At 60.6% G+C, this 13,681-nt stretch carries 11 protein-coding genes and 1 pseudogene; all 12 read left to right on the forward strand.

Features of this window, described 5'->3' with window-relative positions:
• The 12 genes and pseudogenes from araD (at position 1) to M0412_RS16200 (ending at position 13,603) form a co-directional block, all read left to right on the forward strand.
• Positions 1–1,725, forward strand: a complete 1,725-nt coding sequence (araD, locus tag M0412_RS16145; RefSeq protein ID WP_269699377.1) for an L-arabinonate dehydratase — start codon at positions 1–3, stop codon at positions 1,723–1,725.
• A gap of 56 nt (positions 1,726–1,781) precedes the next feature.
• On the forward strand, positions 1,782–2,492 hold the full coding sequence (locus tag M0412_RS16150) for a ribonuclease activity regulator RraA (protein ID WP_142842640.1): 711 nt from the start codon (positions 1,782–1,784) through the stop codon (positions 2,490–2,492).
• A 69-nt stretch (positions 2,493–2,561) separates the two neighbouring features.
• Positions 2,562–2,732, forward strand: a pseudogene (locus M0412_RS16155) (hydantoinase/oxoprolinase family protein); the annotation flags it as partial.
• A 44-nt stretch (positions 2,733–2,776) separates the two neighbouring features.
• Positions 2,777–3,721 carry an isoaspartyl peptidase/L-asparaginase family protein gene (locus M0412_RS16160; protein ID WP_269699378.1) on the forward strand — a complete coding sequence of 315 codons (945 nt, stop codon included), beginning with the start codon at positions 2,777–2,779 and terminating at the stop codon, positions 3,719–3,721.
• 103 nt (positions 3,722–3,824) lie between these two features.
• Positions 3,825–4,730, forward strand: a complete 906-nt coding sequence (locus M0412_RS16165; protein ID WP_110757939.1) for a LysR family transcriptional regulator — start codon at positions 3,825–3,827, stop codon at positions 4,728–4,730.
• A 180-nt stretch (positions 4,731–4,910) separates the two neighbouring features.
• Positions 4,911–5,855, forward strand: coding sequence for an ABC transporter permease (locus M0412_RS16170; RefSeq protein ID WP_269699379.1), 945 nt, complete (start codon positions 4,911–4,913; stop codon positions 5,853–5,855).
• A complete protein-coding gene (locus M0412_RS16175) occupies positions 5,852–6,670 on the forward strand; it encodes an ABC transporter permease (RefSeq protein WP_003524591.1) in 819 nt (272 codons plus the stop codon). The genes M0412_RS16170 and M0412_RS16175 overlap by 4 nt, the downstream gene beginning before the upstream one ends.
• Positions 6,667–8,301, forward strand: a complete 1,635-nt coding sequence (locus tag M0412_RS16180; protein WP_269699380.1) for an ABC transporter ATP-binding protein — start codon at positions 6,667–6,669, stop codon at positions 8,299–8,301. The genes M0412_RS16175 and M0412_RS16180 overlap by 4 nt, the downstream gene beginning before the upstream one ends.
• 13 nt (positions 8,302–8,314) lie before the next feature.
• Entirely contained in the window at positions 8,315–9,151 is an 837-nt protein-coding gene (locus M0412_RS16185; protein ID WP_269699381.1) for a serine hydrolase, read from the forward strand.
• A 36-nt stretch (positions 9,152–9,187) separates the two neighbouring features.
• Positions 9,188–10,732 (forward strand): ABC transporter substrate-binding protein, encoded by a 1,545-nt coding sequence (locus tag M0412_RS16190; RefSeq protein WP_269699382.1) that lies wholly within the window; start codon positions 9,188–9,190, stop codon positions 10,730–10,732.
• Positions 10,733–10,859: 127 nt separating this feature from the next.
• Positions 10,860–12,302, forward strand: a complete 1,443-nt coding sequence (locus tag M0412_RS16195; RefSeq protein ID WP_142842646.1) for a M20 family metallopeptidase — start codon at positions 10,860–10,862, stop codon at positions 12,300–12,302.
• Positions 12,303–12,673: 371 nt separating this feature from the next.
• Positions 12,674–13,603, forward strand: a complete 930-nt coding sequence (locus M0412_RS16200; protein WP_142842647.1) for a sugar ABC transporter substrate-binding protein — start codon at positions 12,674–12,676, stop codon at positions 13,601–13,603.
• Positions 13,604–13,681: the final 78 nt, after the last annotated feature.

Below are 13,681 nucleotides of genomic sequence, written 5' to 3' on the forward strand. Positions count from 1 at the left end.
ATGACCGACAGAAAATTGAGATCCGACCGCTGGTTCGCACCCGATGACCTGCGCAGTTTCGGCCACCGCTCCCGCATGATGCAGCTCGGTTATGCGGAGGAAGATTTTGTCGGCAAACCCGTCATCGGCATCCTCAACACCTGGTCCGAATTGAACACCTGCCATTCGCATTTTCCCGAACGTGTGAAGGATGTGAAGCGCGGTGTCTTGCAGGCGGGCGGCTTCCCGGTGGAAATGCCATCGCTTTCGGTCGATGAGAGTTTCACCAAGCCGACCTCGATGCTCTATCGCAACATGCTGGCGATGGAGACGGAAGAGATGATCCGCTCGCATCCGCTTGACGGCGTGGTGCTGATGGGTGGTTGCGACAAGACGACGCCCGGCCTTGTCATGGGCGCGATTTCGGCCGGCGTACCGATGATCTATCTGCCGGCCGGGCCGATGCTGCGCGGCAATTATGCCGGCAAGGTGCTGGGTTCCGGTTCCGACGCCTGGAAATATTGGGACGAACGCCGGGCTGGCAATGTCAGTGACGAGGAATGGCGTGGGCTGCAGGGCGGCATCGCCCGTTCCGCCGGTGTCTGCATGACCATGGGCACGGCATCGACCATGACGGCGATTACCGATGCGCTGGGCCTGACGCTGCCGGGCGCATCCTCCATTCCGGCTGTTGATGCCGAACACCAGCGCATGTCGGCAGGCTGCGGCCGCCGCATCGTGGAAATGGTGGGTGAGGATCTGACCCCGGATCGCATTCTGACGGCGGCTGCATTCCGCAATGCCGCCATCGTTGCCATGGCGACCGGCTGCTCCACCAATGCAGTCGTTCACCTCATCGCCATGGCGCGCCGCGCCGGTGTGCCGATGACGCTCGATGAGCTGGACGAGCTTGGCCGTGTCACGCCGCTCATCGCCAATGTCCGCCCCTCGGGCAAAGACTATCTGATGGAGGATTTTTATTATGCGGGCGGTTTGCGCGCCCTGATGAAGCAGCTTGAAAGCCGGCTTGACTGCTCTTCTCTCACGGTGACCGGCCGCAGCATGGGTGAAAATCTCGAGGGCGCGAAGGTTTATAATGACGATGTGATCCGTTCGCTCGACAATCCGGTCTATGCGGAAGGCTCACTCGCTGTTTTGCGCGGCAATCTCTGTCCGGATGGAGCGGTCATCAAACCCGCCGCCTGCGATCCGAAATTTCACATCCATGAAGGCCCGGCGCTGGTTTTTGACAGCTATCCCGAGATGAAGGCGGCAATCGACGATGAAAATCTCGATGTGACGCCGGATCATGTGCTGGTGCTGCGCAATGCCGGTCCGCTCGGCGGCCCCGGTTTTCCAGAGTGGGGCATGCTGCCGATCCCCAAGGCGCTGATCAAGAAAGGCCATCGCGACATGTTGCGCATCTCCGATGCCCGCATGTCCGGCACTTCTTATGGCGCCTGCGTGCTGCATGTCGCGCCGGAGAGTTTCATCGGCGGGCCGCTCGCCTTGCTGAAGTCAGGTGATATCGTACGGCTCGACCTTCCGCAGCGCCGCCTTGACATGTTGGTCAGCGATGAGGAGCTCGCCAGCCGCCGGGCCGCCTGGCAGGCGCCGCCGCGGCGCTATGAGCGCGGCTACGGTTACATCTTTTCCAAACATGTGAGCCAGGCCGATCAGGGGTGCGATTTCGACTTCCTGCAGACCGATTTCGGCCGCTCGGCTGGTGAGCCGGATATTTATTGAAGCCACGAGCAGGGCAGAGCCCTCGCCAATGATATAGAATGACAGGAGAGACCGGGATGAACCAAGAGACCCGCGACAAGCTGAAAACCATTTCCGTCGCCACGCTGGCGACAGCGCTTTACAAGCGTGGCCTGCGAAACCAGGTCATACAGGGCGTACATCCGCTCGGCTATAAGGGCACCAACATGGTCGGGCCGGCATTTACGCTGCGTTACATGCCCGCACGCGAGGACCGCAACCAGCTCGTGGAATTTCGCAATCCCGCCCATCCGCAACGCGTTGCCATCGAAACCTGCCCGCCGGGCCATGTGATGGTGATCGACAGCCGCAAGGATGCAAGCGCCGCCTCGGCCGGCGATATTCTGGTAACGCGCCTTATGGTGCGCGGCGGTGCCGGCATCGTCAGCGATGGGGGTTTCCGCGACGCCGCCACCATCGCCGAACTGGATATTCCGGCCTATCACACCCGGCCTTCCAGCCCGACCAACCTCACCAAACATGAGGCGATCGAGATCAACGGCCCGATCGGCTGCGGCGACGCGCCTGTCTTTCCCGGCGACATCATCGTTGGCGATGCGGACTGCGTCATCGTCATTCCCGCCGGCATTGCCGACGAGATCGCCACCGAGGCGGTGGAAATGACGGCTTATGAGGATTTCGTGGTGGAGCAGGTCAAGGCCGGCCAGACGATCATCGGGCTTTACCCCTGCACCAAGGAAGAACACCAGACGGCTTTTGCCGAATGGCGCAAGAAGAACAACCGCTGAGCCTTACAGCCAACCCAGTGTTTTTGCCGCGCGGATCGCCTCCGCACGGCGTTTGCAATCCAGCTTGCGGAACAGTTGCTTGCAAAAGCCGAGACCGAGGCGCAGAACGCAGCCGTTGCGTCTGGCGCGGAGCGGGCGAGCCTCAAGACGCTTGAGGTGGAGGATATCCCGATCGCCTATCTGCCGGGCGGCGCTCGCAGAGTGCGCGTACGGGTCATCGGCGATATCGCCTTTCATTGATGGTAAGAGGCCCTGCCGGAGTGGGGTGACGAAGGAGTGAGCACATGACGAAGATCGCACTGGCCATCCATGGTGGTTGCGGCGTGATGCCGGAAGACAGCATGACGTCTGAGGAGTGGGCTGCTGCGCGCGATGATCTGGCAGCGGCGCTGCGTGCCGGCTACGGCGTGCTGAAGGCTGGCGGAAGCGCGCTTGAGGCGGTCGAGGCGGCGGTCGTTGTCATGGAGGACAGCCCGCATTTTAATGCCGGGCATGGTGCCGCACTCAACGAAAACGGCATTCACGAACTCGATGCATCCATCATGGATGGTGCCACACTTGCGGCGGGCGCGATCAGCGCGTCCCGCGCCATCCGCAACCCGGTGAAGGCGGCGCGTGCGCTGATGGTGGATGAGCGTGCCGTCTACCTGACGGGTGAGGCGGCGGACCGCTTCGCCAGGGAAAAGGGGCTAGCCACCGAGCCTCAATCCTACTTCACCACGCAAAAGCGCGTGGAGGCACTGGCGGCGATGAAGCGCCACGCCGCCACAGGCACGGAAGCGACTGAAAACGAAAAGCACGGGACCGTCGGCGCAGTGGCGCTCGATGCGGCGGGGCATCTTGCTGCGGCCACCTCGACCGGCGGTTACACCAACAAGCCGGACGGCCGGGTGGGAGACAGCCCGGTGATCGGCGCCGGCACCTATGCGCGGGATGGCGCCTGTGCGGTCTCGGGCACCGGCAAGGGCGAGTTTTTCATCCGTTATGTCGTCGGCCACGAGATCGCGTCCCGCGTTGCCTATCTTGGGCAGGATCTGGAGACCGCCGCCGGCAATCTCGTGCACAAGGATCTGGCCCCCTACAATATCGGTGCCGGGCTAGTGGCGATCGATGCCGAAGGCGGCATATCCGCGCCCTATAATACATCCGGCATGTTTCGCGGCTGGGTGACGCCATCGGGAGAGGCACGCGTGGCCACCCATGACACGGTCTATGAGGTGAAATTGTAGGTCGCTGTCGCGGGTAGGATAAAAAACCGGTGACAGGAAGCGCTATCGGCGGCAAAAGGTTTGAACCGATACAGGCGCGTTTTTCATCCATGGTGCTGGCCTCATGAACATCAAGCAGCTCGAAGTCCTGCGCACGCTTCTTTCCACCGGCTCGACCATTGCCACGGCCAAGGCCATGGGTCTCAGCCAGTCCGGTGTCAGCCGGCTTCTGGCGCAGCTCGAATCGGATCTGTCGCTGACACTGTTTGCCCGTGACAAAGGGCGGCTCATTCCGACGCCGGAAGCCGCACTTCTTGCCCGTGATGCCGAAAACGTGCTGCTCGCCGTCGATCGCATGTCCGGCCACGCCGAAGATCTGCGCAATGGTGCGGCCGGCCCGGAAATCGTTCGCATCGGCCTACCGAGCAGCATGTGGGAAAACTTCGCGCCCGCCATGCTGATCGATTATGTCCGGGATTTTCCCGGCGTGCGTATCGAAACCTTCTTCGAGACGACCACCGCCATCAACAAGCTGGTGGGCGAGCGGGTGATCGATCTCGGTTTCCTGCGGATGGAAGGTGAGATCGGGCCGGGCATCGATGTCGAACGTGTTGCGACCGGCAAGAGCGTCTGCGTGGTCCGGGAGGATCATCCGCTGGCTGAACTCACTGAAATCACCGTCAAGGATCTGCGCAATGTTCCGCTCATCCTGATTGGCCGGCAGCGGCCGAACCGCATGGCGCTCGATCAGGTGTTCAAGAAGGCCGGCGTCAAGCCGATGGTGAAGATCGAGACCCATACCAACAGTTCCGCCTGCGCCTATGTGGCGCACGGGTTGGGGGTAACGATCATCAGCAGTTTTTATGCTAACCTCTACCGGCACCTTCCCGTTGTCGCCCGACCATTCGTTCCGCAGGCGACACAGGAATTCGGTCTTGCCCGCGCTTCCGGTGCACCCTTGTCCATCGCGGCGCAGGCACTGAGCGATGCCCTGAAGCGGGAAATCCAGCTTTCGCAAAAAATCGACTGAAAACGGGATTTTGGGCGGAAAATCTCATTGTCCTCATCAGGAAGAAACGCGCCGCCATTCTGCATAGACATATGACATTTACGCATAATATTGCGTGATATTTCTCAATCCGTCATAGTCGCAAGCAACGAAACCGATAGAGGCGGGATGTCATTCCCGGCCATCAATCGTGGGGAACCGATGATAAGATTCATACTGAGCCGTCTTTTGATGGCGCTGCCGACGATCGCATTCGTGTCGATCACGGTCTTTGCGCTCATCCGCTTCATTCCGGGCGATCCGGCTGCCCTGATGCTGGGCGACATGGCGCAACCGGAACAGATCGAAGCCATGAGGACCGAACTCGGCCTCGACAAGTCCATGCCGCAACAATTCATGATCTGGGCCGGCAATGTGGTGCAGGGCGATTTCGGCCGCTCCATCGTTAATGACGAAGCGGTGTTGCCGCTGGTCGTGTCGCGCTTTCTCGTCAGCGCCGAGATCGTTGTGGTCGCCGTAGTGCTCGCCAGCCTGATTGCGGTTCCGGCCGGCGTGATCGCCGCCTGGAAACAGAACAGCCTGACCGATCTTGCGCTGGTGGGAACGGCGACCCTGCTCCTCTCCATCCCGACATTCTGGCTGGGCCTGCTGCTTCTTCTGTTTTTCGGCCTCAAGCTCGGCTGGCTGCCGGTGCTGGGATATGTGTCGATCAGCGATAATCTTGTCGGCGGCATGCTTTATCTCGTCCTGCCCGTCATGACGCTTGTCATCCACGAAATGGGTGTTCTGATCCGCATGGCGCGCGCCTCGACACTGGAAGTGCTGCGGCTGGATTACATTACCCATGCCCGTGCCAAGGGCCTTTCGGAAAGCGCCGTGCTCTGGCGGCACGCCTTCAAGAACGCCTTCGGCCCGACCTGGACGATGATCGGCCTCATCCTCGGCAATCTCCTCGGCGGCATCGCCGTCATCGAGACGGTGTTCACCATTCCCGGCCTCGGACGGCTGATGGTCGACAGTATTTTTGCCCGTGACTATCCGGTCATACAGGGCTGCCTGCTGTTCGTCTCGCTGTCCTATGTGCTGGTCAACCTGTTCGTCGACCTTCTTTATCCCCTCTTCGATCCGCGTGTGGTTGCCGAATGAAAAAGTTCACACTTAACGGGCTTATCGGCGGCTTTCTCATCGCCCTCCTGCTCATCACCGCCGCAACAGGTCTGTTCTGGACCCCCTATGACCCGATGAAGCTCGGTTTTGCCTCGCGTCTGGCCGGTCCAAGCGCCAGCCATCTTCTCGGCACCGACGAATTCGGGCGCGATGTTTTGAGCCGCCTGATGGTGGGCGCGCGCGCCAGTGTCTGGATCGGCTTCCTGACGGTCAGCTTCGCGACGATCTTCGGTACGCTGATCGGCCTTGTCAGCGGTTATGCGCGGGGCTGGGTGGATGGCGTCATCATGGCCATCAACAATGCGCTCTTGGCCTTCCCGGGCATTCTACTCGCGCTCGGCCTGCTCGCGGTTTTCGGCGCAAACCAGTATGGCATCATCTTCGCGCTCGGCATCGCCTATACGCCATCCATGGCCCGCGTGGTGCGCGGTGCCGTGCTTTCTCTGCGCGAGCGGGAATTCATCGAGGCGTCGCTGGTGATGGGCAATGGCGAGATCTACACCATGTTCCGCCACATCCTGCCCAATTGCATCGCGCCGATCACGGTTCTTGCCACCTCCATGTTCGGCTGGGCCATCCTGTCGGAAAGCGCGCTCTCCTTCCTCGGCCTTGGCGTGCCGCCGCCGGCGCCCACCTGGGGCAACATGCTGGCCGCCGGCCGTCCCTTCATCCAGCAGGCCGTGTGGCTCGGGCTTTTCCCCGGTCTCTGCATCGCGCTGACGCTGCTTGGCATCAATCTTCTGGGCGATGCCCTTCGCGACAGGCTTGACCCGCGCATGAGAGGTCTCAAATGACAGACAATACACTTCTCACTGTTCGCGGCCTTTCGCTCGAAGTCGCCAGAACCGGCCACCGGGTGGTCAAGGATGTCTCATTCGATATTGCTGCGGGCGAAATCTTCGGCATCGTCGGCGAAAGCGGCTCGGGCAAGACGCTCGCCACCCGCGCGCTCATCTCGCTTCTGCCGCCGGCCATCGCCGTCACCGGCGGGTCGATCATCTACAAGGGGCAGGATGTCATGTCCCTGCCGGTGAAGGATCTGCGGCGTCTGCGCGGCGCGGAGATCGGCGTGGTGTTTCAGGAGCCGATGACCTCCCTCAACCCATCGATGACGATTGGTCGGCAGCTGGAAGAGGGGCTGATCCTTCACACGAAGTTGTCGCCTGAAGAGCGCCGCGAGAAAATTCTCGACATGCTGCGCCGGGTCGGCATCCGCGATCCCGAAGGTGCGCTGACGGCCTATCCGCACGAGTTTTCCGGCGGCATGCGCCAGCGCATCATGCTGGCCTCGGTCATGCTGCTGAAACCCGCTTTGCTGATTGCCGATGAGCCGACGACGGCGCTTGACGCGGTCATCCAGCGCGATGTCATGGAACTGATGGTGGAACTGACGCGGGCGGAAGGCACCGCCGTTCTCCTCATCAGTCACGATCTGCCGATGGTGGCACGTTATACCAGCCGCATCGTGGTGATGGAAAAAGGCACGATCGTCGAGCAGGGCCGCACCGAGGACCTGCTGGACGCGCCGCAGCACCCCTATACGAAAAAGCTGCTTTCCTCCCTGCCATTCCGTGGCGAGCCGCGCAGCATCGACACCTCCAAGGCGCCAATGGTTTCGGCCCGCGATATCGTTGTGGATTATGCCGGCCGCAAATCGCTGCTGAAAAAAGCCAAACCGAAGCGGGCGCTGCATGGCGTCAGCATCGATATTCATGAGGGCGAGGTCGTGGCGCTCGTCGGTGGTTCCGGTTCCGGCAAAACGACGCTTGGCCGCACCATTGCCGGGCTCGTCAAGGAAAGCGAAGGGCATATCCGCTTTCAGGGCCGCGAGCGCAACGAGGACTGGAAGGATTATCGCCTCAACTGCCAGATGGTGTTTCAGGATCCCTATTCCTCGCTCGATCCGCGCATGACCATTCAGGCGCTGGTGGAGGAGGCGCTGCGCCTCGTGCCTGACCTCGACCAGGCCGCCAAGCGCAAGCGGGCGCTGGAAACGCTGGAGGAAGTGGGGCTCGGCGCCGATTTTGCCGCCCGCTATCCGCATGAGCTTTCCGGCGGCCAGCGCCAGCGCGTGGCGATTGCCCGCGCCATTGCCCGCCGCCCGCGGTTCCTGATCGCCGACGAACCGGTCTCGGCACTCGACGTGACAGTGCGGGCGCAAGTGCTCGATCTCTTTTCCGATCTGCAGAAACGTTATGGCTTTTCGTGCCTGTTCATCAGCCACGATCTCGGCGTGGTGGAGCAGGTGGCCGACCGTGTCGTCGTCATGCAGGACGGTCGCATCATCGAAGAGGGTGACCGCGACACGATTTTCGACAGTCCGAGAGAGGCCTATACGCGCCGGCTGCTCTCGGCCATTCCCGCCCTCGACCAGAATGAAAAGGGCGGTGTGACACTGAAATGGCGTCTGGAAGATGAAGTTTAACAGGAAGATGACAATGACTGTGGCTGCCCAATTAAATGCGATCTGTGATGCACAGCCTTTCGTGACGCGCTTCATGGTGCGCAATCTCCTGACCGGTGAAGAGATCGGCCGGGGAGAAAACGAGGAGACGCCATCGGGCAGCACCCGCAAGACGTCGATCATGATGGCTGTGCTGAAAGCCGCCAGCGAAGGGCGGATCGATCTCGACCAGCCCGTCACCTATGAAAAACGGCTGGCGGAAGAGGTCGCGAGCGGCATGTTCCGTTATATGACGCCGGGCATCGTCATCTCACTACGCGATGCCGTTGCCGGCATGATGGTGCTGAGCGACAATGTCTGCACCAAGATGGTGCTGGAGAGGCTGACGCTGGAAGAGGTGGACGGCTATTGCAAATCGCTCGGCATGGCCAATACCCACCACCGTTTCCTCATCCCGCCGCTGGCGCTGGCGGCCGACCATCCGTTGAAGACAGTTACGACCACCTCGGCGGCGGATCAGGTGCTTCTGCTGCAGACCATTCTCGATGCGCAATCTTCACCGGAGGCGCAGGCAAAGCTCGGTTGCAGCCCGCAATTGTGCGAGTGGGCGATGCAGACGCTGAAGAACCAGATTTTGCGGTATGGAATTCGCTCCCGCCTGCCTTTCGAGGCGGTGGTGGCCAGCAAGAGCGGCCGCGGCAAGCGCGGGCGCATGGATGCCGGCATCGTCTACAGAAACGGCGAGCCGTCCTTCATCATCACCACCTATACCGATGAGGTGCCGCAAACCATGCCCGACGGAACGCCGGGATACACCATCGCGCTCGAGACGATCGGCCGGCTGGCACAGGCCTGCTGGGACGGTTTTTAATCAATTACAATCAACGACAACAAAGAGGGTAGAACAGTGAAAAAACTTCTTCTCGCAGGCGTTGCCCTGCTGGTAACGGCCAACATCGCGGCGGCCCGCGACGTCACCATTGCGCAAAGCTCGGATCTGCGCAGCAACAATCCCGGCGTGAACCGCGACGGCAATACGGACGGGGTTATCCTGCACATCGTCGAAGGCCTCGTCGGTTATAACAATGCCGGAGAGGTGAAGCCGCTTCTGGCCGAAAGCGTCGAGGTTGCGCCTGACGGCCTGACCTATACGTTCAAGCTGCGCAAGGACGTGAAATTCCACAATGGCAAGCCGCTCACCGCAGAGGATGTTGCCTGGAACTGGACACGTTATCTGAAGCCGGAAACAAAATGGACCTGCCTCAACGATTTCGCGGAAGGCGGGGCAGCGCACGTCACCGGCGTCGAGGCCACGGATGCATCCACGGTCGAGATCACGCTTGAAAAACCCTCCGCCGTTTTCCTCGGCCTGATGTCTCGGCCGGAATGCGGTTATACCGGCATGATCTCGCCGGAATCGGTTGCTGCCGACGGCAGTTTCGTCAAGCCGATCGGCACCGGTCCGTTCCAGTGGGACGAATGGAAGAAAGGCGAATATATCCGCCTCGCCAAATTTGCCGATTATGTTTCGCCGGCAAATGACGGTAAGCCTGACGGCATGGTCGGCTCCAAGCGGCCGCTTGCCGATGGCATCAAATTCATGGTCATTCCGGATGCTTCGACGGTGAAGGCGGGCCTTGAATCCGGTGTGCTCGACACGGCCGAGATTTCCCCCGATCTCATTCCGGAATTCAAGACCAATGACAAGATGCAGCTCATCGTTGCCCGCAACAACGGCAAGAACCTGTTCTACATCCAGACCCGCGACAAGGTGCTGAGTAATCCAGGTGTGCGCCGCGCCATGGCGATGGCGCTCGATCTCGATGAACTGGTTGCTGCCGCATCGAACGGCACGGGTGAAGCCAACGGCTCGATGGTCTCGCAGGACTCGGTGTATTTCGACGAGACCCAGAAAAAGCGTCCGGCCTATGACATCGAGGCCGCGAAAAAAGAACTCGAGGCGGCCGGTTACAAGGGCGAGCCGATCTCCATCATCGCCAACAAGCGTGGCAACGTGCCGAGCTTCCCGGCCGCCGTCATGGCGCAGGCGATGATGCAGCAGGCGGGTCTCAACGTGCAGATCGAGGTGCTGGATTATGCCACTCAGGTCGATCGCCGTCGCTCCGGCAATTATCAGGTGATCTCGCAGTCGGTCGCCCCGCGCCTCGACCCGGCGCTGATGTATGCCTTCTATGTCGGCAACAAGGACAAGAACGCCTCCCTGATGTGGGACGATCCGAAGGCGATCGAGCTGATGAAGGCGGCCTATGTCGAGGCCGACCAGACGAAGCGCCAGAAGATTTTCGACGAGTTCCATGAGCTGATGCTGAAGGAAATGCCGGGCATCTTCCTCTACGACATGGTCGATGTCTGGGGCGCCACGAAGAAACTCAAGGGCCAGCCGGTCTGGCAGTCGAACGCCCGTCTCTGGGAAGTCTCGGTCGACAACTGATCCACTGTTGCCCGCGCCGGAGGCGGACCCCGGCGCGGGCTTTCCATCATAGGGTGCAAGGATTTGGCGGTGCATCCGCCGAAGCGCTTGCGCGTGCCCGTAAAGGGCGGAAATGCGAGGACAAGCCATGAACCGTGATGCCGTGATGTCGATTGCCGCCGAGGTCGAGGCCATGAAGCCCGACTTCACCACCCTAAGCGACAGCATCTGGGATTTTGCCGAGCTTAAATTTGAAGAACGGCAATCCGCTGGCGTTCTCGCCGCCGCGCTTGAGGAAAACGGCTTTGCGGTTCGCCGCGGCGTGGCAGGCATGGAAACGGCGTTCATCGGCGAATTCGGCAGCGGCAAGCCGGTCATTGCCTTCCTCGGCGAATTCGATGCGCTGGCCGGCATGAGCCAGGTGGCTGATGTGGCGCAGGTGCAGCCGCGCGAGGCGGACGCCACCGGCCATGGCTGCGGCCATAACCTCCTCGGTGTCGGCTCGTTGATGGGGGCCATTGCGCTCGCCCGGCATCTGAAAGCCAATAATCTGCCCGGCACCGTGCGTTATTACGGTTGCCCCGGTGAGGAGGGCGGTTCCGGCAAGACCTTCATGGTGCGCGCTGGCCTGTTTGATGATGTCGACGCGGCGCTGACCTGGCATCCGGCACCGTTCAACGGCGTGCGTTCCACCAACAATCTTGCCGTGCTGGAATATTTCTACCGTTTCAAGGGTGTTGCGGCCCATGCTTCCAACGCCGCCCATCTCGGCCGCTCGGCGCTTGATGCCGCCGAACTCATGAATGTCGGCGTCAATTTCCTGCGCGAACACATGCCGCAGGATTGCCGGGTGCATTATGCGATCACCGATACCGGCGGCAAGGCGGCGAATGTTGTGCAGGCCAAGGCCGAAGTGCTTTACCTGATCCGCGCCCCGGAAATGCGCCAGGCGCTCGATCTTGCTGCACGGGTGGACAAGGTGGCGCGCGGCGCGGCGATGATGACCGAGACCGAGGTTGAGATCGTCTTCGATACCGCGTCCACTAACCTTCTGCCTAACATCACGCTGGAAACGGCGATGCATGAAAACATGGTGACGCTCGGCCCCATCGCCTTCGACGAAGCGGATATTGCTTTCGCAAAGAGCATTCAGGATACTTTCACCGACGAGGCGATCAAAAGCAGCATCCGGCTCTACCAGATAAAGGGCGATGTTTTTTCCAACCGGATGATTGATGGTTCGACGCCCCTGCATCTCGGCCTGCGCGCTTTCGAGGGCCAGTCGCATTTCCGGGCGGGTTCCACCGATGTCGGCGACGTCAGCTGGATCACGCCGACGGCGCAGTGCTGGACGCCGGCCTGGGCGATCGGGACCAATCCGCATACCTGGCAGGTGGTAGCGCAGGGCAAAAGCCCCGCCGCTCACAAGGCCATGGCGCATGCCGCCAAGACGCTTGCATCGACCGGGCTTGCGCTGATGACCTCGCCGGAACTGCTCGCCAGTGCAAAGAAGGAATGGCAGGAAAAAACCGAAGGCAGCGATTACGTCTGCCCGATTCCTGCAGATGTCATGCCCAGTTCGCACAGATAGAACGTACCGTTCCAGCATCCTTTTCGCTGGATGATATGCGAGCTTGCGATTGAATTCGACCTGCCATCAAACTTGGCGTCATCCTCGGGCTTGCCCCGGGGATCCATGATTTCAACGGCTTATCTCTCCTCGCCGCAAGGGCGGGGAGGAAGCTCCGTTTTCCTTAATCTCCCATCATCACCGCCTTGTGTGCCGCTTCGTCGCCTGGCTGCGAAGAAAACATTGACGTTCGAACCAAAAATGGAATAAATATATCGAACAGCAGAAAATCGGTTTCATTATTCCGTTTTCTGAATGTGGAGATAGCGGCGGGCTTTCGGGTCCGCTTCCGGCTGGGAGAGGTGGCGCCGGACACTGTGGAGGAGAAAACAATGAAGAAGCTTATTATTGGTGCAGCCATGTCTGTGCTTCTGGGCACGGCGGCACATGCAGAAACCGTCGGTGTTTCGATGGCTCAGTTCGACGACAACTTCCTGACCGTGCTGCGAAACGGCATGCAGGATTACTCCAAGGAACTGAAGGGCGTTACCCTGCAGGTTGAAGACGCGCAGAACGACGTTGCCAAGCAGCAGAGCCAGATCCAGAATTTCATCGCGTCCAAGGTTGATGCGATCATCGTCAACCCGGTCGATACCGACGCGACGGCGGCCATGTCGAAACTTGCGGCAGAAGCCAAGATCCCGCTGGTTTACGTTAACCGCCAGCCGGTGAACGTGGACAGCCTGCCGGAAGGTCAGGCCTTCGTGGCATCTGAAGAAACGGTGGCCGGTACGCTGGAAACCAAGGAAGTTTGCCGCCTTCTCGGTGGTAAAGGTAAAGCCGTTGTCATGATGGGCGAGCTTTCCAACCAAGGCGCGCGCATGCGCACGCAGGCCGTGCACGATGTTCTGAAAACCGATGAATGCAAGGGTATTTCGGTGGTTGAAGAGCAGACGGCCAACTGGCAGCGCACACAGGGCGCCGATCTCGTCACCAACTGGCTCTCCAGTGGTGTCGAATTCAACGCGGTCATCGCCAACAATGATGAAATGGCCATTGGTGCCATTCAGGCGCTGAAATCCGCTGGCAAGGACATGAAGGACTACGTCGTTGCCGGTGTGGACGCCACGCAGGACGCGCTTGCCGCCATGCGCGCCGGCGATCTTGATGTGACGGTGTTCCAGGATGCCGCTGGTCAGGGCAAGGGCGCTCTCGACGCAGCACTGAAGCTCGTCAAGGGCGACAAGGTCGACAAGAAGGTCTACATTCCCTTCCAGCTCGTCACGCCTGAGAACGTCAAGGATTACGTGGCCAAGAACTGACGATCCCGTTCCGGCATTTGCGCTCGATTGAAATAACATCGGGAGCAGATGCCGGAGCCGGACGGCAACTGAAGGCGC

This window comes from Agrobacterium sp. O3.4 (genome assembly GCF_041414895.1).
Taxonomy (GTDB): domain Bacteria; phylum Pseudomonadota; class Alphaproteobacteria; order Rhizobiales; family Rhizobiaceae; genus Agrobacterium; species Agrobacterium cucumeris.